At 67.9% G+C, this 22,007-nt stretch carries 22 protein-coding genes and 3 pseudogenes; 15 read left to right on the forward strand and 10 right to left on the reverse strand.

Features of this window, described 5'->3' with window-relative positions:
* Positions 1-21: 21 nt before the first annotated feature.
* Positions 22-231 (forward strand): annotated as a pseudogene (locus tag C0481_RS17385) (alkylphosphonate utilization protein); the annotation flags it as partial.
* Here C0481_RS17385 and C0481_RS17390 read toward each other — a convergent pair.
* Positions 228-401 (reverse strand): hypothetical protein, encoded by a 174-nt coding sequence (locus tag C0481_RS17390; protein WP_293406120.1) that lies wholly within the window; start codon positions 399-401, stop codon positions 228-230. The pseudogene C0481_RS17385 and the gene C0481_RS17390 overlap by 4 nt on opposite strands.
* Positions 402-523: 122 nt before the next feature.
* On the opposite strand from C0481_RS17390, the gene C0481_RS17395 reads away from it, so the two are divergent.
* From C0481_RS17395 to C0481_RS17405, 3 genes are all read left to right on the forward strand, one after another.
* Entirely contained in the window at positions 524-1,327 is an 804-nt protein-coding gene (locus tag C0481_RS17395) for a cytochrome b/b6 domain-containing protein (protein WP_293406122.1), read from the forward strand.
* The gene (locus C0481_RS17400; protein ID WP_293406124.1) at positions 1,324-2,094 is read left to right on the forward strand and encodes a molybdopterin-dependent oxidoreductase; all 771 of its coding nucleotides are present in this window, start codon (positions 1,324-1,326) and stop codon (positions 2,092-2,094) included. Before C0481_RS17395 ends, C0481_RS17400 begins: the two co-directional genes overlap by 4 nt.
* Before the next feature lie 77 nt (positions 2,095-2,171).
* On the forward strand, positions 2,172-2,630 hold the full coding sequence (locus C0481_RS17405) for a hypothetical protein (protein ID WP_293406126.1): 459 nt from the start codon (positions 2,172-2,174) through the stop codon (positions 2,628-2,630).
* Positions 2,631-2,633: 3 nt separating this feature from the next.
* Here the strand turns inward: C0481_RS17405 and C0481_RS17410 are convergent, their stop codons facing one another.
* Complete coding sequence (locus C0481_RS17410; protein WP_293406128.1) at positions 2,634-3,428, reverse strand: phosphatase PAP2 family protein; 795 nt, start codon at positions 3,426-3,428, stop codon at positions 2,634-2,636.
* 108 nt (positions 3,429-3,536) lie between these two features.
* Here C0481_RS17410 and C0481_RS17415 point away from each other — a divergent pair, with 108 nt between their 5' ends.
* On the forward strand, positions 3,537-4,364 hold the full coding sequence (locus tag C0481_RS17415; RefSeq protein WP_293406130.1) for an SDR family NAD(P)-dependent oxidoreductase: 828 nt from the start codon (positions 3,537-3,539) through the stop codon (positions 4,362-4,364).
* A 44-nt stretch (positions 4,365-4,408) separates the two neighbouring features.
* On the opposite strand, the gene C0481_RS17420 is transcribed toward C0481_RS17415, so the two are convergent.
* Positions 4,409-5,470, reverse strand: a complete 1,062-nt coding sequence (locus tag C0481_RS17420; RefSeq protein WP_293406132.1) for a deoxyhypusine synthase — start codon at positions 5,468-5,470, stop codon at positions 4,409-4,411.
* Positions 5,471-5,568: 98 nt separating this feature from the next.
* Positions 5,569-6,822 carry a type III PLP-dependent enzyme gene (locus tag C0481_RS17425; RefSeq protein WP_293406134.1) on the reverse strand — a complete coding sequence of 418 codons (1,254 nt, stop codon included), beginning with the start codon at positions 6,820-6,822 and terminating at the stop codon, positions 5,569-5,571.
* A gap of 220 nt (positions 6,823-7,042) precedes the next feature.
* Between C0481_RS17425 and C0481_RS17430 the strand changes: the two genes are divergently transcribed.
* The 6 genes from C0481_RS17430 to C0481_RS17455 all read left to right on the forward strand — a co-directional run bounded on the left by C0481_RS17430 (position 7,043) and on the right by C0481_RS17455 (position 12,967).
* Positions 7,043-7,570 (forward strand): GNAT family N-acetyltransferase, encoded by a 528-nt coding sequence (locus tag C0481_RS17430; RefSeq protein ID WP_293406136.1) that lies wholly within the window; start codon positions 7,043-7,045, stop codon positions 7,568-7,570.
* 154 nt (positions 7,571-7,724) lie between these two features.
* Positions 7,725-8,519, forward strand: coding sequence for a phosphonate ABC transporter ATP-binding protein (gene phnC / locus C0481_RS17435; RefSeq protein ID WP_293406138.1), 795 nt, complete (start codon positions 7,725-7,727; stop codon positions 8,517-8,519).
* Positions 8,516-9,538, forward strand: coding sequence for a phosphate/phosphite/phosphonate ABC transporter substrate-binding protein (gene phnD / locus C0481_RS17440; protein ID WP_293406140.1), 1,023 nt, complete (start codon positions 8,516-8,518; stop codon positions 9,536-9,538). The genes phnC and phnD overlap by 4 nt, the downstream gene beginning before the upstream one ends.
* Before the next feature lie 21 nt (positions 9,539-9,559).
* Positions 9,560-10,357, forward strand: coding sequence for a phosphonate ABC transporter, permease protein PhnE (gene phnE / locus C0481_RS17445; protein WP_293406182.1), 798 nt, complete (start codon positions 9,560-9,562; stop codon positions 10,355-10,357).
* 269 nt (positions 10,358-10,626) lie between these two features.
* Positions 10,627-11,898, forward strand: a complete 1,272-nt coding sequence (locus C0481_RS17450) for a porin (protein ID WP_293406142.1) — start codon at positions 10,627-10,629, stop codon at positions 11,896-11,898.
* A 28-nt stretch (positions 11,899-11,926) separates the two neighbouring features.
* Positions 11,927-12,967: a substrate-binding domain-containing protein gene (locus C0481_RS17455; RefSeq protein WP_293406145.1), complete on the forward strand. Its 1,041-nt coding sequence runs from the start codon at positions 11,927-11,929 to the stop codon at positions 12,965-12,967.
* Positions 12,968-13,027: 60 nt separating this feature from the next.
* Here C0481_RS17455 and arsH read toward each other — a convergent pair whose 3' ends face one another.
* Entirely contained in the window at positions 13,028-13,744 is a 717-nt protein-coding gene (arsH, locus tag C0481_RS17460) for an arsenical resistance protein ArsH (RefSeq protein ID WP_293406147.1), read from the reverse strand.
* A gap of 64 nt (positions 13,745-13,808) precedes the next feature.
* Here arsH and C0481_RS17465 point away from each other — a divergent pair, with 64 nt between their 5' ends.
* The 3 genes from C0481_RS17465 to arsB are packed head-to-tail and all read left to right on the forward strand — an operon-like array spanning position 13,809 to position 15,715.
* Positions 13,809-14,147 (forward strand): metalloregulator ArsR/SmtB family transcription factor, encoded by a 339-nt coding sequence (locus C0481_RS17465; protein ID WP_293406149.1) that lies wholly within the window; start codon positions 13,809-13,811, stop codon positions 14,145-14,147.
* 19 nt (positions 14,148-14,166) lie between these two features.
* Positions 14,167-14,676: an arsenate reductase ArsC gene (locus tag C0481_RS17470; RefSeq protein ID WP_293406151.1), complete on the forward strand. Its 510-nt coding sequence runs from the start codon at positions 14,167-14,169 to the stop codon at positions 14,674-14,676.
* Position 14,677: 1 nt separating this feature from the next.
* Positions 14,678-15,715 (forward strand): ACR3 family arsenite efflux transporter, encoded by a 1,038-nt coding sequence (arsB, locus tag C0481_RS17475; protein ID WP_293406153.1) that lies wholly within the window; start codon positions 14,678-14,680, stop codon positions 15,713-15,715.
* On the opposite strand, the gene C0481_RS17480 is transcribed toward arsB, so the two are convergent.
* The 4 genes and pseudogenes from C0481_RS17480 to C0481_RS17495 form a co-directional block, all read right to left on the reverse strand.
* Positions 15,712-16,941 (reverse strand): alpha/beta fold hydrolase, encoded by a 1,230-nt coding sequence (locus C0481_RS17480; RefSeq protein WP_293406155.1) that lies wholly within the window; start codon positions 16,939-16,941, stop codon positions 15,712-15,714. The genes arsB and C0481_RS17480 overlap by 4 nt on opposite strands.
* An 11-nt stretch (positions 16,942-16,952) precedes the next feature.
* Positions 16,953-18,050, reverse strand: a complete 1,098-nt coding sequence (locus C0481_RS17485) for a glycosyltransferase family 1 protein (RefSeq protein WP_293406184.1) — start codon at positions 18,048-18,050, stop codon at positions 16,953-16,955.
* Positions 18,051-18,161: 111 nt separating this feature from the next.
* Positions 18,162-18,353: pseudogene (locus C0481_RS21905) on the reverse strand (helix-turn-helix domain-containing protein); the annotation flags it as partial.
* Positions 18,354-18,408: 55 nt separating this feature from the next.
* The gene (locus C0481_RS17495; RefSeq protein WP_293406157.1) at positions 18,409-19,233 is read right to left on the reverse strand and encodes a UDP-2,3-diacylglucosamine diphosphatase; all 825 of its coding nucleotides are present in this window, start codon (positions 19,231-19,233) and stop codon (positions 18,409-18,411) included.
* 153 nt (positions 19,234-19,386) lie between these two features.
* Here C0481_RS17495 and C0481_RS17500 point away from each other — a divergent pair, with 153 nt between their 5' ends.
* The gene (locus C0481_RS17500; protein WP_281372746.1) at positions 19,387-20,022 is read left to right on the forward strand and encodes a TetR/AcrR family transcriptional regulator; all 636 of its coding nucleotides are present in this window, start codon (positions 19,387-19,389) and stop codon (positions 20,020-20,022) included.
* Between the two features lie 125 nt (positions 20,023-20,147).
* Here C0481_RS17500 and C0481_RS21910 read toward each other — a convergent pair.
* Positions 20,148-21,892 (reverse strand): annotated as a pseudogene (locus tag C0481_RS21910) (DUF885 family protein).
* Positions 21,893-22,007 lie beyond the last annotated feature (115 nt).

The raw sequence follows: 22,007 nt of genomic DNA on the forward strand, positions 1-22,007 counted from the left end.
GCCAAGACGGCCGGCCAGGTCGAGGTTCGCGACTCGGTCGGCAATCTGCTGGCGGACGGCGACAGCGTCACCCTGGTCAAGGACCTGAAGGTCAAGGGCGCGGGCCAGACCCTGAAACGCGGCACGGTGATCAAGTCGATCCGCCTGACCGGCGACGAGCAGGAGATCGATTGCAGGCACGAGGCCATCAAAGGCCTGGTGCTGCGCGCCGAGTTCGTCCGCAAGGTCTAGTCGTGCTTGCCCTCGGCCGGATCGCCGCCCGAGCCCATGTACCCGCCGGGCGGGGCGTCGGTGTCAAAGCTGCGGCCTTCGTCGGGGACTTGCGTCTTGGCGCTGGCCTCCTTGGAAGGACGGCGTTCGGGGGGCGCTTGGTCTGGGTGCGGCTCACGGGGGGCGGGCATCGGGATACTCCAGGGGCTCGATGCAGAAATCGTCGGTCGGGCCGCAAGTTCCGGGCATCCGCCGCGCAGTGGCCCCCGTACTCGCTGCATGGCACAGTCGAGTGGTCCCGGAGGAAGCTGAAATGCCGCCGCCTCGTACGTTCGTCCGCCGGCACGGCCTGACGACCCGGCTGACCCACTGGATCAACGCCGCCGCCTTGCTGGTGCTGCTGCTCAGCGGCCTGCAGATCTTCAACGCCCACCCGGCGCTCTACTGGGGCGACGTCTCGACCTTCGCGCGGCCGTGGGTGGCGATGGTCGCCGCCGAGCGCGGCGGCGAAGCGGTGGGGATCACCAAGCTCGGCCCGGCGATGTTCGAGACCACCGGCGTGCTGGGCTTCTCGGGGAACGAGGTGCGCGGCTTTCCGTCCTGGGCGACGCTGCCCAGCTATCGCAGCCTGGCCGACGGCCGCCGCTGGCACTTCGCGTTCGCCTGGCTCTTTGTCGTGAACGGGCTGGTCTATCTGGGGGCCGGCCTGATCGGCGGCCATTTCCGCCGCGACCTGCTGCCGGGGCGGGACCAGTTGGCGCCGCGTCATCTGCTGCGCGAGATCGTCGACCACGCGCGGCTGCGGTTCGCCAAGGGCGAGGCGGCGCGGCGCTACAACGCGCTGCAGAAGCTGGCCTATCTGGCGGTCATCTTCGTCCTGCTGCCGATGATGGTGCTGACCGGGCTGTCGATGTCGCCGGGGATGAACGCCGGCTTTCCGTGGCTACCGGAACTGTTCGGCGGCCGGCAGTCGGCGCGCACGCTGCACTTCATCAGCGCGAGCCTGATCGTGCTGTTCGCCGTGGTCCACCTGGCGATGGTGTTGCTGTCCGGGCCGGTGAACGGCCTGCGCTCGATGATCACCGGCAAGTTCGCCATCCGGGAGGACGCGCGATGATCGACCGCCGCCGCTGGCTGTCGGGCCTGGCCGCCGCCGCCATGGGGGCGCTCCTCGCCGGCTGCGACAAGCTGACGATGAATCCGGTCGTGCAGCAGGGGCTGGCCATGGCCGAGGGGCTGACGCGGCGCGCGCAGCGGCTGGTCGTCGACCGCAAGGCGCTGGCCCAGGAGTTCAGCCCCGCCGAGATCTCGCCGGACTTCCGCGCCAACGGCTCCACCGCGCCCGGCGACCCGGAATACCGGGCCCTGGTCGAGGCGGGATTCGCCGACTGGAAGCTGGTCGTCGACGGGCTGGTCGAGCGGCCGCTGTCGCTGAGCCTGGCCGAACTGCGCGCCCAGCCGGCCCGCACCCAGATCACCCGCCACGACTGCGTCGAGGGCTGGTCGGCGATCGGCCAGTGGAGCGGCGCGCGGCTGGGGCCGCTGCTGGACAGGGCCGGGCTCAAGGAGAGCGCGCGCTACATCGTCTTCCATTGCGCGGACACTCTCGACCCCAACGCGCCGGCGGCCTTGGGCCGCTACTACGAGAGCATCGACCTGATCGACGCCTATCACCCGCAGAGCATCCTGGCCTACGACATGAACGGCGCGCCGCTGGCGGTGAAGCACGGCGCGCCTCTGCGGCTGCGGGTCGAGCGCCAGCTCGGCTACAAGCACGCCAAGTACGTCATGCGGATCGAGGCGGTGGCCGATCTGGCCGGGATCGGCGGCGGCAAGGGCGGGTTCTGGGAAGATCGCGGCTACGAGTGGTACGCCGGGATCTGAGCCGCGGAATTGACATCTGCGGCGGAAAATCCCGAACTGAGCGGGCGGGGGCGGGCCCTGCCAGCAGGACGATGACCATGAACGCCGTGATCGCTGCAGGCGCCGGCTTTCTCGCCGCGGTGCTGTGGATCCACCTGACGTTCGATGTGCAGGTCCAGCGCCGCGGCCCCGACCGTGCCCCTGACGAGGTGCTGACCTCGATCGCGCCCTACTACCGGCGGGTGACGACCGGGGCCTGGCCGATGAACTGGCTGAACCCGTCGGTGTTGGCGCTGACGCTGGCCGGCATCCTCATTCAGATGCTCGAGCGCGTGCAGCCGATCTGGGTCAGCGCGGCCTCGCTGGCGCTGGCCGCGGTCGCTATCGGGCTGGGGCTATGGCGGACCTGGCGCAACGCCGTGCGGCTGGGCCAGGCGATCGACACGCCGGAGGTGCAGACCAAGCTGGCGGTGGACGTCTACCGCGACCACCTGGTCAGCCTGGCCGCCATGCTGGCGCTGGTCGGCCTGCAGGTCGCGACCAGCTTTCCGTTCTAGGGCCTAGTTGTAGGGCGACTTGCCGATCAGCTCGGCCTCGGCTGCGCAGGCCGCGCCGTCGGGGACCTTGGCCGACTTGCGCAGGGCGGCGATCTCCTTGCGGGCGGCGTCCATGTCGGCGCGGAAGGCGGCCGAGCCGTGCAGGCCGGCGACGACGATCGAGCCGTTGGTGCGGCCGGCCTCGACCGCGCTCATGTTGTGCACTCCGCAGATCAGCCGGCTCTCGCCGAACGAGCGGGCGCGGGCGAGGATCTCGGTGGAGCGGTCGGGGACCAGCTCGGCCAGGATCAGGCCCACGGTCCAGCCCCAGGTGGTGTGGCCGGAGGGATAGTCGGGGCTCTTGGCCAGGCCGTCGGTCTTGGCCACGCAGATGTCGCCCTCGTCGATCAGATAGGGGCGCTGGCGCTTGTAGATGTCCTTGGGGTGGTTGACCGCGCGGCGCACGTCGTAGCGGGCGGTCATCAGGACCTTGGTCAGCTTGGGCGCGGCCTGCGGGGTCAGCTCCATGCCGATGGCGCAGCTCATGTCCTTGACGATGGCGGCTTCGTCGGCGTCGGCCGTCGCCAGCGACCAGCGCGGGCTGTCCTTCAGCGAACGGGTGGCGAGGAAGGCTGAGCGGTCGGCCTGGTAGCGGATCGTGCCCGGCGTCGGGGCCGGCGGGAGGATCTTGTAACTGTCGGGCGCCGCCTCGCCGAGATAGCCGCTGGGGGCCGGCTTGGCCTGTTGCTGGGCGAGCGCGGTTCCGCCGACGGCGGCGAGCGCGGCCACGGCGGCCAGGCTGATCGTTATGCGGTTCATGACATGCCTCCCAAACTGGGGACCGATCATGCGGAGCTGCGCGCGCGGTTCAAGCGGCAGTTTTACCGCTAAGGTGACGCCGACAAGCCCTCGGCCCTGGAGACCGCCATGCATCCCGCTATCGCACCTGGAAACGTCGCCGTCGTCACCGGCGCGGCCAACGGCATCGGCGCGGCCGCGGCGCGGCGGCTAGCAGGGGCGGGGATGCGCGTCTGCCTGGCCGACGCCGACGGAGCGCGGCTGGATGCCGTGCAGGCTGAACTGGGCGAGGCGGCCATCGCGGTGACGCTGGACGTCTCCGACGCGGCCGCCGTCGAGGCCCTGGCGCGCGAGGTCGCCGAGCGGCAGGGGCCGGTCAGCGTGCTGATGAACAACGCCGGGGTCGGCGGCGGCGGCGACGCCCTCTCCAACCCGGCCGGCTGGCAGCGGGTGCTCGGCGTCAACCTGATGGGGGTGCTGCACGGCGTGCAGGCCTTCGTACCGGCGATGGCGGCCAGCGGCGCGCCGGGGCTGGTGATCAACACCGGCTCCAAGCAGGGGGTGACCATGCCGCCGGGCGACACCGCCTACAACGTCTCCAAGGCTGGGGTGAAGGCGCTGACCGAGGGGCTGGCGCATACGCTGCGCAACACCGCCGGCTGCCAGGTCAGCGCCCATCTGCTGGTGCCGGGCTTCACCTATACCGGCATGGTCGCCAGCCGGATCCCCGAACGTCCGCCCTCGGCCTGGACCTCCGAGCAGGTGGTCGAGCGGATGCTGGCGGGGATCGCGCGCGGCGAGTTCTATCTGTGGTGCGAGGACAACGAGACGCCGCGGGCGGTCGACGAGAAGCGGGTGCTGTGGACCGCCGGCGACATCGTCGAGAACCGCCCGGCGCTGTCGCGCTGGCATCCCGACTGGAAGGACCGGTTCGAGCGCTTCATGGCCGGCGAATAGGGCAAAGAAAAACGGCGTCCCGAGGGACGCCGTTTTGTTGAGTCTTAGGCCTTCTTTTCGAAGAGCTTGTTCCAGCGCGGCTTGGTGCGGGTCTTCCACGACCCGCGGTGCCAGGCGTCCGACGCGATCAGCGGCACCACGGTGGTGGCTTCGGCGAAGACCATCTGTTCCCAGGTCACGTCGACCTTGCCCCAGGAGCAGGCTTCCTTGAGCGTCGAGGACGAGCAGGCGCCGTCGCGCACGTCGGCCACGGTGATCTGGACCGCGTACTTATGCATCGCCGCTTCGTGGCCGAGGATCTCGGCGCAGACCACGGTGTCCTGGGCGAAGTTCTTCGGCACGCCGCCGCCGACCATGAACAGGCCGGTGGTGCCGGCCGCCAGCTTGATGTCGGTCAGTTCGCGGAAGTCGGCGACCGCGTCGATGGTCAGGTAGGGCTTGCCTTCCTTCATGCGCTCGACCTGGTGCTTGACCAGACCGAAACCGGCCGAAGAGTCGACGAAGGCCGGGCAGAAGATCGGCACGCCTTCGCGATAGGCGGTCTCGATCAGCGAGTCGGGCTTTTTGGCGTTGCCGGCGGCCAGCCACTTGCCCATCTCCCAGATGAACTCGCGCGACGAGTAGGGGCGCGGCTCCAGCAGATTGCAGATCTCGTAGATCGTACCGTCGCAGTTCTGGAGTTCTTCCTCGTCGATGTAGGTGTCGTAGATGCGGTCGATGTAGAGGTCGCGCAGGTCGCGATCGTCGACGTCCGACTGGGCTTGATAGTGCTTGAAGCCGAGGGCTTCGAAGAAGTCCATGTCGACGATCGAGGCGCCGGTGGCGACGATCGTGTCGATCATCCCGTACTTCACCATGTCGCGGTAGATGTGCATGCAGCCGCCAGCGCTGGTCGAGCCCGCGAGGGTCAGCCAGGTCGAGCACTCTTTGTCTTCCAGCGACATCGACCAGATGTCGGCGGCGCGCGCGGTGTCGCGGCTGGTGAAGCTCATCTTGCGCATGGCGTCGACGATCGGGCGGGCGTCGTACTGATCGATCGCCACGTGCTCGACGGTGTTGGCCAGCAGCTCGGCCTTGCGGTTCGACTTCTGAACGTCAGCGTTCATTCTTCAAGATCCCTTGAGGTTTGAGCGCCCGTCCAAAATGGAAGAGGCGCGACCGGGACGGAGCGACCGGCCGCGCCTATAACTTTCCAGCGCCCGGCTTATTTCCGCCGACGCTTCTTTCCGCGCGCACGCGACAGCTTCACGACATTCTGGTTCTCCTGACGGGGAACCGGAATCGACCGACGGGCCAGGCCGTACATCGAGGCCATGGGCGCGTCGGAGGCCTCGACGGTCTCGGCGTCGCCGTAACCGTTGAAGCGGGTGTTCATCGCCACGCCATAGGCGCCGAGCATGCCGATCTCGATGTAATCGCCCTCGCGCACATCTTCCGGCAGCCAGAACGGGCCGGGCATGTGGTCGAGCGAGTCGCAGGTCGGACCCCAGAAGCGATAGGGCTTCAGCGCGCCTTGGACTTCCTTGGCCTCGCCGTTCTCGCTGCGGAGCAGCTTGACCGGAAAGGGCCATTTAGTGTGCGCGGCGTCGAACAGCGAGCCGTAGGACCCGTCGTTCAGATAGAGCGCGTCGCCCTTCTTGAGTTCGACCTTGGTGAGGATCGACGAGCCCTCGGCGACCAGCGCCCGGCCGGGTTCGCACCACAGCTCGGTCGTCTCGTGCACCATCATCTCGGCGAAGCCGCGGTCGATGGAGTCCATGTAGTCGGCCAGATCCGGCGGAACCATGCCGGGATAGACCGACGGGAAGCCGCCGCCCACGTCCACCACGTCGGCGAACACGCCGGCGCGGACCAGGGCGCGCGAGGCCTGGGTCATCGCCGCCTGGTAGGCGGTCGGACGCATGCACTGACTGCCGACGTGGAACGAGACGCCCATCAGGTCCTGGGTCGCACGACGCGCGGCCAGCAGCAGACCAGGGGCCTGATGCGGGTCGACGCCGAACTTGCCGGCCAGCGAATAGGCCGCGCCCTCGGCGGAGACGCCGAGACGGACGATCAGGTTGAGGTCCTTGGCCCCCTGGGTCGCGGCGAGGATCTTTTCGAGTTCCTCGTGCGTATCCAGCGAGAAGGTCTTCACGCCATGTTCGAAGTAGGCGGCCGCAATCGCCGCGCGGCTCTTGACCGGGTGCATGAAGGCCATGCGGGAACCCGGCGCGTGCTGCGCGACCAGCTCGATCTCGGGGACCGAAGCCACATCGAAAGACGTCACGCCGTTTTCAACGAGGGCCTTGATGACCCAAGGTGAAGGATTGGCCTTCACCGCGTAAAAGACGTCGCCTTTGAAATTTTCCTGGAACCAGCGCGCCGCTACCGCCACCGCGTCCGGTCGCGCAATGGCGACAGGGCGTTCCGGTGGCCGCTCACGGACCAGGTCCAGGGGCGTATGGTACGTGCGCAATTCACGTAGCCCCCATTGGCAGTTGAACCCAGCCGGCGTTAGCAGCGCTTTTTGAGGACATCGGGTCCGCCGGAGCGCTGCGAAATAGGGGCGATGCCCCCCGATGTAAAGGGGTTTGTGTCCCTGCCCAAAAATTGTCATCAAACCCAGGCCCGGCCAGGGCTTGCGATGGGGCGGACGCAACATGGTTTCAAGGGATTTTACGGAGGCCGCGATCGCTTTGCGTACAGCGGTTTTCGAGGACGCGGCCCACATCGCCAGGATGCATGACGAGGTCTGGCGCGCGACCTATCGCGACCTCGCGACTCCGGCCGCCTGGGAGGCGCTGACCGAGGAGGTGCGCCGCGCCCGGTGGGAGGAGGTCCTCGGCGAGACCGACCCACAACGCACGACCCTGGTCGCCGAGCGCGCCGGGCGGCTGGTCGGATTTGGGACGGCCTGCGCGCCCACCGAGGAGACCTTCGCCGGCCGCGGCGAGATTCGCTGGCTGCACGTCGACCCGTCGGTCCAGGGCGCCGGGATCGGGCGGCGGCTGATGTCGGCGCTGGCAGGCCAGCTCGCCGACTGGGGCTATGGCGGCTGCGCGCTGGCGGTGGTGGTCGGCAATGCGCGGGCGATCGCGTTCTACGAGCGGTTGGGCGGCCGCCGGGCCGGCGGTTTCACCGATCCTGGGCCGCTCTGGCGCTCGGACAACATCGTCTTCGTCTGGGATGAGCTTTCGCTACTGATCGGGGACGGTCACTACTGACCGGCGACGAGCAGTCGAAGGCGTGTGACATGGCATGATACTATCGCGTGCTGGACCGAAAGCGGGGCCTCGTGTCATGAAGCCGTCGCAGGGGTCGGCGATCACAGCCAGTCGGTACCTATGCGCGCGCTGATCCGGGGAAGCCTCGCCATCTATGTCTGAAGCCGCCGTACTGTCCGTGCGGAACGCCACCAAGAGCTTCGGCTCGCGGCGCGCCCTGGATTCCGTGTCCCTCAATGTCAGCAAAGGCGAGATGATCGCCCTGATCGGGCCTTCGGGCTCGGGCAAGTCGACGCTGCTGCGCTCGATCAGCGGCCTGCAGACCATCGACGCCGGCGCCGGCCGCATCGAGGCGTTCGGCGGCGTCGTGCAGTCGGATGGCAAGATCAGCGGCAAGGTGCGCGAGGCGCGCATCCGCATCGGCTTCATCTTCCAGCAGTTCAATCTGGTCGGCCGCCTGACCCTGTTCTCGAACGTGGCGCTGGGCTCGCTCGGCCGCATCGCGTTCCTGCGCGGCGTGTTCGGCTTTTGGCCGGCCGAGACCAAGCAGGCGGCCATGGCGGCCCTGGCCCGCGTCGGCGTCGCCGAATACGCCGGCCAGCGCGCCAACACCCTGTCGGGCGGCCAACAGCAGCGCGGCGCGATCGCCCGTGCGCTGGTCCAGAAGGCCAAGATCATCCTGGCCGACGAGCCGGTCGCCTCGCTCGACCCGGTGTCGGCGCGGCGGGTCATGGAGATCCTGCGCGACCTGAACCAGCAGGACGGCCTGACGGTCGTGGTCACCCTGCACCAGGTCGACTACGCCCTGCGCTACTGCGACCGCGTGGTCGCGCTCAAGGCGGGCAAAGTCGTCTACGACGGTCCGGCCTCGGGCCTGGAACGCAAACAGCTCATCGACATCTACGGCCCGGAATTCGAGGACGTGTTCTGGGAAGGAGCCCCGCAATGATCGACCGTCGCCTGCTCATCGGCAGCAGCCTGGCCGCCCTTAGTGTTGCGGCCTGCGGCAAGTCCGAAACCACGACGCCGGCCGGCGGCCCACCGAAGGTGGTCAACTTCTCGATCCTGGCGACCGAGAACTCGACCAGCATGGAGACCTTCTGGAAGCCGATCCTGGCCGACATGGAAAAGTCGATCGGCATTCCGGTGAAGCCGTTCTTCGCGTCGAACTACACCGCCCTGATCGAGGCGCTGCGCTTCAAGCAGACCGATGCGGGCTGGTTCTCCAACCAGTCGGGCCTGGAGGCCGTGCGCCGCTCCAACGGCGAGGTCTTCGCCCGCACCTTCGATCCGAGCGGGTCGGACGGCTACAAGTCGCTGCTGATCGTGCCGGCCAAGTCCAAGACGACGCTGGAAGACGTGCTGAAGTGCGACAAGACCCTGACCTTCGGCATCGGCGACGCCAAGTCGACCTCGGGCACGCTGGCGCCGATGACCTATCTGTTCGCGCCCAAGGGCATTCGCCCGGAAGCCTGCTTCAAGCAGGTGCGCGCCGCCAATCACCAGGCCAACCTGTTCTCGGTGGCCAAGGGCGTGCTCGACGTGGCGACCAACAACTCCACCGCCCTGCGCCTGCAACGCGAGCGCGGCTCGCCGGTCGCCGACCAGGTTCGGGTGATCTGGGAAAGCCCCAAGCTCCCCGAGGATCCGATCATCTGGCGCAGCGACCTGGACCCGGCGGTGAAGGAAAAGCTGCGGCAGTTCTTCCTGACCTATGCCCAGGGCGAGGGGCCGGAGGCGGAGCGCCAGCGCAAGCTGTTGGCGGCGCTGTCGATCGGCGGCTTCCGCCCGGCCGACAACTCGCACCTGCTGCCCGTGCGTGAGATGGAGGCGACCGAGCAGCTGCTGGAAGCCCGCAACACCGGCGACAAGGTCAAGGAAGCCCAGGCCCAGAAGTCGCTGGACACCATCGCGGCCGAGCGCGCCGCGCTGGAGGCCAAGACCGGCCAGCCCGTCGCGGCCCAGTAGGACATTTCCGTGACCGCCAGCGTGACCAACACCGACCTCTTGAAGCCGCCGTCGCGGCCCCTGGGCCAGCAGCTGTTCGACCTCGGCCTATGGGGCGGGATCATCGTGCTGCTGGTGATCAGCTTCGGCCCGGCCGAGATGAACAAGCTGCCGAAGCTGTTCGAGAATTCGGAGAACATGCGGCAGTTCGGCCGCGAATTCCTGCACCCCGACTTTAGCGATTGGCAGTTCCTGGTCGGCCAGATGTGGCTGACCATCCAGATCGCGCTGTGGGGTACGGCCATCGCCGTGCTGATCGCCGTGCCGCTCGGCCTGTTGGGCGCGCGCAACGTCACGCCGTCCTACATCCAGTTGCCGATTCGCCGGCTGATGGACGTGCTGCGCTCGGTGCCGGACCTAGTCATCGGCACCGTTTTCGTCGTCGCCGTGGGCCTGGGCCCGTTCGCCGGGGTCATGGCCCTGGCGCTTAACACCGGCGGGGTGCTGGGCAAGCTGTTCTCCGAGGCGGTCGAGTCGATCGACAAGGGCCCGGTCGAGGGCGTGCGCGCCACCGGCGCGGCGCCGCTGCAGGAAGTGGTCTGGGGGGTGATCCCGCAGGTCGCGCCGCTGTGGACCTCGTATGCGCTCTACCGGTTTGAATCGAACAGCCGGGCCGCCACGGTGCTGGGTCTGATCGGCGCCGGCGGCATCGGCCAGATCCTGTTCGACAGCCTGAACTCGTTCTCGTACTCGCGAGTCGCGGCGATCGCGATCGTCATCGTGGCGGCTGTCACATTGATCGACCTGCTGTCACAAACCATCCGTGCACGCCTGCTTTAGAGCGTGACCAGAATGTCGCAGGCGGGGCCGATCGTGCGCCCCGCCGCGAAGCCGCCGGGCGCGGCATGATTTTCAGAACCCTTGATGCGTAAGGGAATTGACGTCTCTTGGAGGCGTCGAAATGCGCCCCAGGAAGGGGCATCGCAAATCCGTCACCAAACTGACGACCAGCTGTCGCGGAAGCTTGGCTGAAGCGTCACGGGACCTCGTTAAGCCGCCTCGCAAGCTCTGAAAGGGCTCACGGGGATAGCTCTACAAGGATCCTGATAATGACGATCAAAACCTCGCTGTGCGCCGGGGCGGCGTTTGGCGTGTTGGCGCTGGCCCTCGCCGGCGGCGCCCAGGCTCAAGACACCACCGTCGCCTGGAAGGGCGCGCCGCAGTGGACCAACGACGACGTCCAATTCAAGGTTCGCGGCCGGGTGCTGCTGGATTACGTCTATCAGGACGTCGACCGGGCCGGCGCGCTGGCCGATTACAAGACCAGCAACACCCGCGGCCGCCAGGTCTTCCTCGGCGTCGAAGGCAAGCTGAACAACTACTTCGCCTACAAGGTCGAAGGCGGTTCGTGGAACGGCGCGGCCTGGGCCTGGGATGACGTCGTCATCGAGTTCAAGCCGACCGACATGACCTCGCTGATGGTCGGCAACATCAAGGCCGCTGGTCTTGAGAACATGACCTCGACCCGCTTCATCAGCTTCATGGACCGCGGTCCGTACGGCGACATCGCCACCGACTCATACCTGATGTCGGTCGTCGCCAAGGCCAACGGCCTGAACTGGACGGTCACCGGCCAGCTGGCCGGCGACAGCCTGAACAGCGCCGACGTCGACAACACCGCCGGCGCCAATCCGGGCAGCAAGGAACGCGTCGGCGTGACCGGCCGCGTGACCTTCGCGCCGATCAACAACGACATCGACAAGGCCCACCTGGGCCTGTGGGCACGGAGCCGCAACCACGGCGACGAGGCGGCCTTCGTCTATCGCGGCCGCACCAACACCAACTACGGCAACACTCGCTACTACTCGACCGGCGCCATCGGCGACACGGACCAGACCATCGCCTTCGAAGGCGCCTATCAGCACGGTCCGTTCTCGGTGCAGGGCGAGTACGCCAGCATGAAGATCGACCGTCTGAAGACCGTCCAGCCGGGCGGCGATCCGACCATCCAGACCGGCTACGCCTTCGTCAGCTTCTGGCCGACCGGCGAGCAGCGCGCCTACGACGCGGCCAAGGGCGAGTTCGGTCGTCCGAAGATCCTCAACCCGATCACCGCCGGCGGCTGGGGCGGGGTCGAACTGCTGGCCCGCTACGACTACGCCGACCTGACCGACGCCTACGACACCGCGACCACCGCGGCCGGCCGGACGCTGTCGCAGGACGCCGGCAAGTACAAGGGCGTGACCCTCGGCGCCAACTACTACCCGACCGCCTATGTCCGCTTGCAGGCCAACTACACCAACGCCGACATCGACAATCCCGGCCCCGGCCGCGACGTCGAGGTCCAGCAATTCCAGGTCCGAGCGCAGCTCGACTTCTAAGTCGCAGCGCCAGAAGGAGACTTAAGTCATGAAGAAGCTTCTGCTTTGCGCCGCCGTGGCGGCCACCACCCTGGGCGCCGGCGCCCCGGCCTTCGCCGCCCGCGACTACGTCTGGGCCGCCGGCTCCTCGACGGTGTTCCCGTTCGCCACCCGCGTGGCCGAGAACTACGCCAAGAAGACCGGCAAGAAGGCCCCCAAGGTCGAGAGCCTGGGCACCGGCGGCGGCATCAAGCTGTTCTGCGGCGGCGTCGGCGACGCCTTCCCGGACATCGCCAACGCCTCGCGCCCGATGAAGAAGTCTGAGTTCGACGCCTGCGCCGCCAAGGGCGTGAAGGACATCGTCCAGATCAAGATCGGCTTCGACGGCATCGTCGTGGCCACCGACAAGGAAGGCGCCGACTACAGCTTCAAGACCGAGCACCTGTACCTCGGTCTGGCCGCCAACGTGCTGCGCCAGGGCAAGTTCGTGAAGAACCCCTATGCGACCTGGGACGAGATCGGCACCGGCCTGCCGGGCAACCGCATCAACGTCTACGGCCCGCCGCCCACCTCGGGCACCCGCGACGCCTTCGTCGAGCTGGCCATCGAGGCCGGGGCCCGCAAGTTCCCGACCGCCGAAGAACTGCGCTCGAACAACGAGAAGAAGTTCAAGGAAGTGGTCGACCCGCTCCGCAAGGACGGCTGGGTCGACGCCGGCGAGAACGACAACGCCATCGTCGGCACCCTGACCAAGACCCCCGGTTCGCTGGGCGTCTTCGGCTGGTCGTACCTCGAAGAGAACATGGACAAGATCAAGGGCGCCTCGGTCAACGGCGTGAAGCCGACCGCTCAGACGATCGCGGACGGTTCGTACCCGCTGGCCCGCTCGCTCTACATCTATGTGAAGAAGGCCAACATCGGGGTGACCCAGGGCCTGCAGGAATACCTGAACGAGTTCGTCTCCGACGCGGCGACGGGCAAGGGCGGGTACCTGGCGAGCCGCGGCTTGATCTCGCTGCCGGCCGGCCAGCACGACGGCCAGAAGGCCGTCGCCCAGAAGCTGACGCCGATGGCGCGCCCGGCCGCCTAAGCCGAGCACCAGGAGAGCTGGCGAGCGCCGCGGATCGAAAGATCCGCGGCGTTCTGCGTTTCAGCCGACTGCCTTGGCGCGCAGCGCTTCCATCGGGTCGGCGGGGCCTGCAGCCTTCCGCTCGCTGTAACGGTCGACCAGGTAGTCGGCGCGGTCGCGGGTGAGCAGGGTGAACTTCACCAGCTCCTCCATCACGTCGACGACGCGGTCGTAATAGGACGAGGGCGTCATGCGGCCGGCCTCGTCGAATTCCTTCCAGGCCATCGCCACCGACGACTGGTTGGGGATGGTGATCATCCGCATCCAGCGGCCGAGCACGCGCAGGGCGTTGACGGCGTTGAACGACTGCGAGCCGCCGCTGACCTGCATGACCGCCAGGGTGCGCCCTTGGGTTGGGCGGACGCTGCCGACCTCAAGCGGGATCCAATCGATCTGGCTCTTCATGACCCCGGTGATCGTGCCGTGGCGCTCGGGGCTGCACCAGACCTGGCCCTCGGACCACAGCGACAGCTCGCGCAGTTCCTGGACCTTGGGGTGGCTGGGGTCGGCGCCGTCCGGCAGCGGCAGGCCGCGCGGGTCGAAGGTGCGGGTCTCGGCGCCCAGCGCCTGCAGGATGCGGGCGGCTTCCTCGGTCAGCAGCCGGCTGAAGGAGCGTTCGCGCAGCGAGCCGTAGAGCAGCAGGATGCGCGGCGGATGCGTCGCGCGGGCGACCGGCTCGAGCTGGTCATGGTCGGGCTGGCGAAGGAACTGCGGCTCAAGCGCTGGGAAGTCGGTCAAGGCGGGGCTCCCGAAATGCGGAAGGTGTCTTCCGTCTGTCATATAATTCGACTATTCTAGAAATATGGAAATGACAAGCGCCGTCGCCAGCCTCGCCGCTCTCGCCCATGAGGGACGTCTCGCCGCCTTCCGACAGCTGGTTCAGGCCGGCGGGGCGGGGCTTGCCGCCGGGGAGTTGGCGCGCCGGCTCGACATGCTGCCGAACACGCTGTCGACCAATCTTGGCATCCTGGCGCAGGCGGGGTTGGTGACCTCGCAGCGCGAGGGGCGCTCGATCATCTATCGGGCCCACTACGACGCCATGGGCGAGCTGCTCGCCTACCTGGTCGAAGATTGCTGCGCTGGGTCGCCCGAGATCTGCGCGCCGCTGGCCAAGGTGGCCAGCGGATGCTGCGCCGCCTGACACCCAACGGAGTCTCCGCATGACCTACAACATCCTGTTTCTCTGCACCGGCAACTCGGCGCGCTCGATCATCGCCGAGGCGGTGGTCAACAAGGAGGCCGCCGGCCGCTTCCAGGCTTACTCCGCCGGCTCGATGCCGAAGGGCGAGGTCAACCCTCACGCCTTGGCGCTGGTCGAGGCGCTGGGCTTCGCGGCCTCCGACTTCCGCTCGAAATCCTGGGACGAGTTCGCTCAGCCCGGGGCGCCGCGGCTCGATTTCATCATCACCGTCTGTGACAACGCTGCGGGCGAAGTCTGCCCGATCTGGCCGGGGCAGCCGATGACCGCCCATTGGGGCATCCCCGATCCGGCCGCAGCCGAAGGGACGCAGGCCGAGGTCGCCGCCGCCTTCGCCGAGGCGGCGCGGCAGTTGGACACGCGGATCCGCCTGTTTCTCAGCCTGCCGCTCGAGACCATCGACCAGATGTCGCTGCAGACCCGCCTGCGCGAGATCCACGAGCAGGCCGACGCGCCCGAACGGGCCGAGTGAAATGTCGGTCTTCGAGCGCTACCTGACCCTCTGGGTCGCGCTGTGCATCATCGTCGGCGTCGGCCTCGGGCATCTGTTCCCCGGCGCATTCCAGGCCATCGGGTCGGCCGAGGTGGCCCAGGTCAACCTGCCGCTGGCTGGGCTGATCTGGCTGATGATCATTCCGATGCTGATGAAGGTCGACTTCGCCGCCCTGCGCAGCGTCGGACGTCATTGGCGCGGCATCGGCGTGACGCTGATCATCAACTGGGCGGTGAAGCCGTTTTCGATGGCGGCGCTGGGCGCGGTCTTCATCGGCTGGCTGTTTCGTCCCTACCTGCCGGCCGGCGAGATCGACAGCTACATCGCCGGACTGATCATCCTGGCGGCGGCTCCCTGCACGGCGATGGTCTTCGTCTGGAGCAACCTGACCCGTGGCGAGCCCAACTTCACGCTCAGCCAGGTGGCGTTGAACGACGCCATCATGGTCGTCGCCTTCGCGCCGATCGTCGGGCTGCTGCTGGGATTGTCGGCGATCAGCGTGCCCTGGGAGACCCTGCTGCTGTCGGTCGGGCTCTACATCGTCGTGCCGGTGGTCATGGCGCAGAGCCTGCGCGCGGCGCTCATCAAGCGTGGCGGACAGGCCCTGGTCGCCGCGGCGTTGTCACGGCTCTCTCCCGTCGCGCTCGGGGCGCTGCTGGCGACGTTGGTGCTGCTGTTCGGCTTTCAGGGTGAGCAGATCATCGCCCAACCGGCCGTCATCGCCATGCTGGCGGTCCCGATCCTGATCCAGGTCTATTTCAATTCGGGCCTGGCCTATCTGCTCAACCGCGTCTGCGGCGAGGCCCATTGCGTGGCCGGTCCCTCGGCCCTGATCGGGGCGAGCAACTTCTTCGAGCTGGCGGTCGCTGCGGCGATCAGCCTGTTCGGATTCAAGTCTGGCGCGGCGCTGGCCACGGTGGTCGGCGTGCTGGTCGAGGTTCCGGTGATGCTGTCGGTGGTGGCGATCGTGAACGCCAGCAAGGGCTGGTACGAGCGCGGCGCGCGGGTACGCGGCTAGCCGGCGCGGCGCACCTCGGTGCGTACGGCCGAGCTGTTCTCCAGCGTGCGGTGGACCGGGCACTTGTCGGCGATCTCGACGAGCTTGGCGGCGAGATCGTCGTCGAGCTCGCTTTCGATCGAGATCACCCGGGTGAAGCAGTCGATCTTCGGGCGGACCGGCGAATCGCCGCCGCCGACCCCGTCCTGGGCGTGGATCTTCTCGTGGCTGACGTCGACCTGGATGCGGCCGAGGTCGAGGCCCTTGCGGTCGGCGTAGAGCCGCAGGGTCATCGAGGTGCAGGCGCCCAGCGCCGCGGAGATGAGATCGTAGGGCGAGGGTCCGGTGTCGCCGCCGCCGACGCTCTGCGGCTCGTCGGCGAACAGGCGATGGCGGCCGGCCTGGACGGTGTTCTGGAACTTGCTGTCGCCAGTCTCCATGACCCGGACGTGCTCGATGGCTTCCTCGCCCTGCGGCTGGTCGGCCGGCAGATAGCGGGGCAGCCAGCCGCCGATCACCTGGGCCGCGAAGGCCGCGTCGTCCGGATCGGTGAGCAGGTGGTCGGCCTTGTCCAGCGAGACGAAGCTCTTGGGGTGCTTGGCGGCCAGGAAGATGCGGGTGGCGTTCTCGATGCCGACCGTCTGGTCGATCGGCGAGTGCAGGATCAGCAGCGGCTTCTTCATCGCCGAGATCGCGTCACGCAGGTTGCGGCGGCGCACGTCCTCGACGAACTGGCGGCGGATGGTGAAGCGGCGGCCGCCGAGTTCGACCTGCGCCTCGCCCTCGGCCTCGATCTGCTCGAGGCTGGAGCCGAGGTTCTTCAGCGCGTGGGCGGGATCGGCGGGCGCGGCGATGGTGACGACCGCGCGCACCTCGGGAAGGTCCTTGGCCACGGCCAGGGCCGCAGCGCCGCCCAGCGAGTGGCCGATCAGCAGCGAGGGGGCGCGGTGATGCTGGCGCAGATAGTCGGCGGCGGCGCGCAGGTCCTCGATATTGGAAGTGAAGTTGGTCGAGGCGAACTCGCCCTGGCTGGAGCCGAGGCCGGTGAAATCGAAACGCAGCACCGCCACGCCGATGCGGGTCAGGTCGGTGGCGATGCGGCGCGCGCCGAGCAGGTCCTTGGAGCAGGTGAAGCAGTGCGCGAACAGGGCGTAGGCGCGGATCGGCCCGTTCGGACGGTCCAGGCGGGCGGCGAGCGTCGCCCCCGAATGGCCGGGGAATTCGACGCGTTCGACGCTGACGGACATTCGGCGATCCCCTATGCGGCCTCCGGCCGGCGCCGGCGCACGCGGGCCAGGCGGCGCAGCTTGCGCCAGAAGCGAGTCTTCTCCGGCTCGGGATAGGGCTGGAGGTTCTTCACGAAGTCCTCGGCGCAGGCGCGCCATGAGAAGCCTTCGGCGAAGGCGCGGACGGTCTTGCGGTCGAGCTTGAGGGCCTCCAGGCAGGCCTCGCGCAGGCCTTCGGTGGCGCTGTGCGCGAGCACGCCGGCGCCCGATCCCGGAAGGATGTCGATCGGACCGGGAGCCGGATAGGCCGCCACGGGAATGCCGGCGGCCATGGCCTCGAGGATCACCAGGCCGAAGGTGTCGGTCAGCGAGGGAAACACGAAGACGTCGGCGCAGGAGAAGTGCGCGGCCAGTTCGTCGCCGAACTTGGCGCCGGTGAACACCGCGTTGGGATAGCGCTCCATCAGCTCTTCGCGCTGCGGGCCGTCGCCGACCACCACCTTGGTGCCGGGCAGGTCGAGGCCGAGGAAGGCCTCGATGTTCTTCTCCACCGCCACGCGGCCGACGGAGAGGAAGATCGGCCGGGCCAGACCGGCGAAGACGTCGGGTTCGTCCTCGCGCTTGGGGTGGAACATCACGGTGTCGACCCCGCGCGACCAGACCGAGATGTTGCCGAAGCCGTGGCGTTCCAGCTCGTCCTTCATTGTCGGGGTGGTGACCATCATCCGGCCGGACGGCTTGTGGAACCACTTCATGTAGGCGTAGCCGGCGGCCAGCGGCAAAGGCAGGCGGGCCGAGACGTATTCCGGGAAGCGGGTGTGGTAGCTGGTCGTGAACGGCAGCTTCCATTCCACGCAGATGCGGCGCGCGGCCAGGCCCAGCGGGCCTTCGGTGGCGATGTGGATCGCCTCGGGCTCGAACGCCTTGAAGCGCTCCTGCACCGGTTCATGGGCGGCCAGGGCGACCTTGATCTCGGGATAGGTCGGCAGCGGGAAGGTCTTGAACTGGTCGGGGCTGATCACCTCGACCGAATGGCCCAGCGCCTTCAGTTCGCCGACCACGCGCGACAGGGTGCGGACCACGCCGTTGACCTGCGGCTCCCAGGCGTCGGTCACCAGCAGGATGCGCATGGGTTTGTGGCCGTTCTCGCGGGGGGCGGTGATGGCGTCGCGGATGCGGGTCGCCGGCCGGGTCGGCGTCAGGGCCTGGGCCTGCAGCCACGCCCAGAAGGCGCCCAGCAGCGCTTCCTTGGTGGGGAAGTGGCGATAGACCGTGCGCTCGCCGACCTCAGCCTCGACGGCGATGTCAGCGAAGCTCAGGTCCTCGAGCGGGCCGGATTCCAGCTTGCGCGCCACGGCGTGCATGATCTGGTCGCGGGTCGCCTGTTTCTGGCGGTCGCGCAGGCTCGAAGCGTAGCGGGTCGGCGGCAACATGACAGCGGGACTGTCACCAAATCAGCAGGGCTGTCAATCAGGGGTGATCCGCGGCTCAGGCCGCCGCCGGAGTGGGCAGCGGCTCGACCGGTTCGACCAGGCGGATGGTCCGGTCGATGGCCGACCACGAGCGAAGCTTGGCCCAGTGGAGGATCTCGAGCGTGCCGTCGTGGTGTTCGACCAGCGCCGAGCAGCTCTCCACCCAGTCGCCGTCGTTGATATAGGCGATCCCGTCGATGTCGCGCATCTCGGCTTTGTGAATGTGTCCACAGATGACGCCGTCGACGCCGCGCCGGCGGGCCTCGTCGGCGACCGCGGCCTCGAAGTTCTCGACGAACTGCAGGGCGTTCTTGACCCTGGTCTTCAGGAAGGCCGAGAGGCTCCAGTAGCCGAAGCCCATGCGTCGGCGGACGCGGTTGAAGAGCGTGTTGGCGGCGATCAGCGCCCGGTAGGCGTAGTCGCCGACGAAGGCCAGCCAGCGCGCGTGCTGGACGACGCCGTCGAACTCGTCGCCGTGCAGCACCAGGAAGCGCTTGCCGTCGGCGGTCTCGTGGATCGCGTCGCGCACCACCACCACGCCGCCGAAGTGGACCCCGACGAACTCACGCACGCGGTCGTCGTGGTTGCCCGGCACATAGATGACGTTCACGCCCTTGCGGGCCAGGCGCAGGATCTTTTGCACCACGTCGTTGTGCGACTGCGGCCAGTGCCAGCCTGAGCGCAGCTTCCAGCCGTCGACGATGTCGCCGACCAGATAGAGGCTCTCGCACTCGATATGGCGGATGAAGTCGAGCAGCAGCTCGGCCTGGCAGCCTTTGGTGCCCAGATGAACGTCAGAGATAAAAACCGCTCGGTAGTTGCGGATCGCCAGATCTGCCATTCCGTGCCCCCTTGGCCGGCCAGAACTGCTCATCGGTTAGGCTGCTTGCATGTCATTCTCATGAAACCGCCCGCGCCCCTTTTGTCTCGGCGCCTTTTGAATTAAGGGTTTGGTCGAGGCCGACCCTCCCCAGGTCTTCCGAAATAAGGTCCGATGGACGCCCGAACCTATCCTGCGAAGGAGACGCCGAAGTCTCGGCGCACCCGCGCGCGTATCCTCGACGCGGCCATGAGGCTGTTTGCTGAGACCGGCTATCACGCGGCCACCAACGCCATGATCGCCGACGCGGCGAACCTGACCCGTGGCGCGATGCTCTACCATTTCGCCAGCCGCGAAGAGCTGGTCGAGGCCGCCATCGCCTACATCGAAGTGGAACGGGCCCGGCTATTTGAACAGGCGGCATCCGGCCCGATGGCGCCGGGCGTGGACGCCGCCGAGCATGCGATCGACGCCTATTGGGCGTTGCTGCACGAAATCCCGTTCATCGCCTTCGCCGAACTCGAAGCCGCCGCGCGCACCGATGCGATGCTGCGCGTGCGCCTGGCCGACGCCCAGAGCGCCTTCGACCGCAACCAGGTCGGCGATCGTTTCCTGGCGCTTGCCCAGGCCGGCGTCGATCCGCGCTTCCAGACCAGCCGCGACCTTGGCCGCTTCCTGCTGGAAGGCATGGCCCGCGGCGCGATGACCTATGACGAGCCGGCCCGCAAGGAGCGGCTGCTGATGGTGGTTAAGCGCGCCGTGCGGGTGTTGAACCGCAAGGGCGACGTCCAGGAACTCTGGCCGGACTAACATCTCAATTGCTCCCCTTCTGGGGGAGCTGTCAGCGCAGCTGACTGAGGGGGACTGAGTCAGAAGACCCCCCTCCGTCTCGATGCTACGCATCGATCCACCTCCCCCAGAGGGGGAGGAATTGGTCAGCGCGCCTTCTCCTCCGCGATCCAGCCGTCCATGCGCCGCTCCAGCATGTCGAGCGGCATGGGGCCGGTCAGCAGCATGGCGTCGTGGAAGCGGCGGATGTCGAACTTCCCGCCCAGCTGCGCCTTGGCCTTTTCGCGGATGGCGACGATCTTCATTTCGCCGGTCTTGTAGGCCAGGGCCTGACCCGGCCAGGAGACGTAGCGGGCCAGCTCGACCTCGATGTTCAGCGGCGAGAGGGCCGAGTTCTTCGTGAAGCACTCGCGCGCCTGGTCGAGGCTCCAGCCCTTCCAGTGCAGGCCGGTGTCGGCGACCAGCCGGCAGGCGCGCCACATCTCGTAGGACAGTCGGCCGAACCGCTCGTACGGGTCGCGGTAGATGCCCATCTCGCCGCCCAGCTTCTCGGCATAGAGCCCCCAGCCTTCGGTGAATGCGGTGACGTTCGCCTCGCGGCGGAAGTAGGGGACGCCTTCGGCCTCTTGGCCGAGCGCGATCTGCAGGTGATGGCCGGGCACCGCCTCGTGCAGGGTCAGCGCCGGCAGTTCGTAGAGCGGCCGCTGGCGCAGGTCATAGGTGTTGACCATGTAGCCGCCGGCGATCCCCAGCTTGGGATTACCCGAAAAGTAGCGACCGGTGGTGTAGGTCTTCTCGATGTCGGCGGGCACAGGCCGCACGCCGTAGGTCAGGCGGGGCAGGGTTCCGAACCAGGCCGGCAACTGGTCGTCGATCCGCTTGGCGATTTCCGACGCCTTCTCCAGCAGCGCTTGGCGGCTGGTCACATAGAACTGCGGGTCGCTGCGCAGGTGGGCCTGGAAGGCGGCGAAGTCGCCCTTGAAGTCGGTCTCGGCGATGACCGCATTCATCTCGCTGCGGATGCGCGCAACTCGGCGAGGCCGTTCTGGTGGATCTGGTCGGGGTTGAGCGCGGTGGTCGTATGGTCGGCGACCAGCCAGGCGTAGTAGCGCTCGCCGTCCGGCAGGCTGCGGGCCGCCAGGTTCTTGCGGGCCTTGGGCAGGTATTCGGTGTGGAGAAAAGTCACGAACTGGGCTTGGGCGGGGCGCAGCTTGTCGCGGATGGCGGCGACGGCCTGATCGCGTAGCGCTGCTCGTTCGACGGCGGGGATCTCGGCCGGCAACCGCTCGAGCGGGGCCAGCAACGGATCGCTTTCAACCGGCGCTGCGGCCTGCTCGCGGGCGCGGGCCAGCACCTGTTCGACCGTGGAACGCGGCTGAGTGAAGCCGGACTTCACCCCGCGCCGGGCGTTGGCGATCTCGGTGGCGTAGTAGGTCGGCGCGGCCTCCAGGCGGGCGATCCAGGCGCGGGCGTCTGCGGGGCTGCGCATCGGCGTAGAGGCGGCGAGATAGCCGAGCGTCCAGTGGAAGCCGCTGTCCGAGGAGAACGGCATCCGCGCCTCGTCGAAGGCCAGGCTCTGCAGCTGGCGCTCAAGCGTCCAACCCAGGAACTCGCGATTGATGCGCCCCTCGTCGGAGAGCTCGCCCGGCGCGATGGCTTCGGTCCGCGCGGCGAAGGCCTTGAGAGCGGCGGTGCGCGCGGCGTCGGCGGCCGGCGAATTGTCCGGCAGGCGGGACAGCGCGTCGCGATCGCCCTGCTGGCCGGCCTCGATCGGATTCTGCGAGAGGCTGTAGAGCTCGTAGTCGGCGATCAGCCGGTCCAGCGCCGCGTCGTCGGCGAGCGCGGGCGTGGCGCCCAGGGCGAGAACAAGGGCCAGGGGCACGAGACGCATAATCAGTCCACCTTCACAGCGAGTTCAGGAAAGCTGGCGCCTGCGCAATCCATCGCCAAGGTATTTTCGGCCAACAATGCTCGCCGGACGGCGAAGAATCATCCCACTTCAAGTC

This window comes from Phenylobacterium sp. (assembly GCF_013822795.1).
GTDB lineage: Bacteria > Pseudomonadota > Alphaproteobacteria > Caulobacterales > Caulobacteraceae > Phenylobacterium.

Coding starts and splice junctions, on each gene's coding strand:
- phnD (WP_293406140.1), top strand. CDS start 8,516: ATGATCGACCGTCGCCTGCTCATCGGCAGCAGCCTGGCCGCCCTTAGT.
- C0481_RS17400 (WP_293406124.1), top strand. CDS start 1,324: ATGATCGACCGCCGCCGCTGGCTGTCGGGCCTGGCCGCCGCCGCCATG.
- C0481_RS17465 (WP_293406149.1), top strand. CDS start 13,809: ATGGAAATGACAAGCGCCGTCGCCAGCCTCGCCGCTCTCGCCCATGAG.
- C0481_RS17395 (WP_293406122.1), top strand. CDS start 524: ATGCCGCCGCCTCGTACGTTCGTCCGCCGGCACGGCCTGACGACCCGG.
- C0481_RS17485 (WP_293406184.1), bottom strand. CDS start 18,050: ATGCGCATCCTGCTGGTGACCGACGCCTGGGAGCCGCAGGTCAACGGC.
- C0481_RS17450 (WP_293406142.1), top strand. CDS start 10,627: ATGACGATCAAAACCTCGCTGTGCGCCGGGGCGGCGTTTGGCGTGTTG.
- C0481_RS17405 (WP_293406126.1), top strand. CDS start 2,172: ATGAACGCCGTGATCGCTGCAGGCGCCGGCTTTCTCGCCGCGGTGCTG.
- C0481_RS17470 (WP_293406151.1), top strand. CDS start 14,167: ATGACCTACAACATCCTGTTTCTCTGCACCGGCAACTCGGCGCGCTCG.
- C0481_RS17500 (WP_281372746.1), top strand. CDS start 19,387: ATGGACGCCCGAACCTATCCTGCGAAGGAGACGCCGAAGTCTCGGCGC.
- C0481_RS17410 (WP_293406128.1), bottom strand. CDS start 3,428: ATGAACCGCATAACGATCAGCCTGGCCGCCGTGGCCGCGCTCGCCGCC.
- C0481_RS17495 (WP_293406157.1), bottom strand. CDS start 19,233: ATGGCAGATCTGGCGATCCGCAACTACCGAGCGGTTTTTATCTCTGAC.
- C0481_RS17415 (WP_293406130.1), top strand. CDS start 3,537: ATGCATCCCGCTATCGCACCTGGAAACGTCGCCGTCGTCACCGGCGCG.
- phnC (WP_293406138.1), top strand. CDS start 7,725: ATGTCTGAAGCCGCCGTACTGTCCGTGCGGAACGCCACCAAGAGCTTC.
- arsB (WP_293406153.1), top strand. CDS start 14,678: ATGTCGGTCTTCGAGCGCTACCTGACCCTCTGGGTCGCGCTGTGCATC.
- C0481_RS17390 (WP_293406120.1), bottom strand. CDS start 401: ATGCCCGCCCCCCGTGAGCCGCACCCAGACCAAGCGCCCCCCGAACGC.
- C0481_RS17420 (WP_293406132.1), bottom strand. CDS start 5,470: ATGAACGCTGACGTTCAGAAGTCGAACCGCAAGGCCGAGCTGCTGGCC.
- C0481_RS17480 (WP_293406155.1), bottom strand. CDS start 16,941: ATGTCCGTCAGCGTCGAACGCGTCGAATTCCCCGGCCATTCGGGGGCG.
- C0481_RS17455 (WP_293406145.1), top strand. CDS start 11,927: ATGAAGAAGCTTCTGCTTTGCGCCGCCGTGGCGGCCACCACCCTGGGC.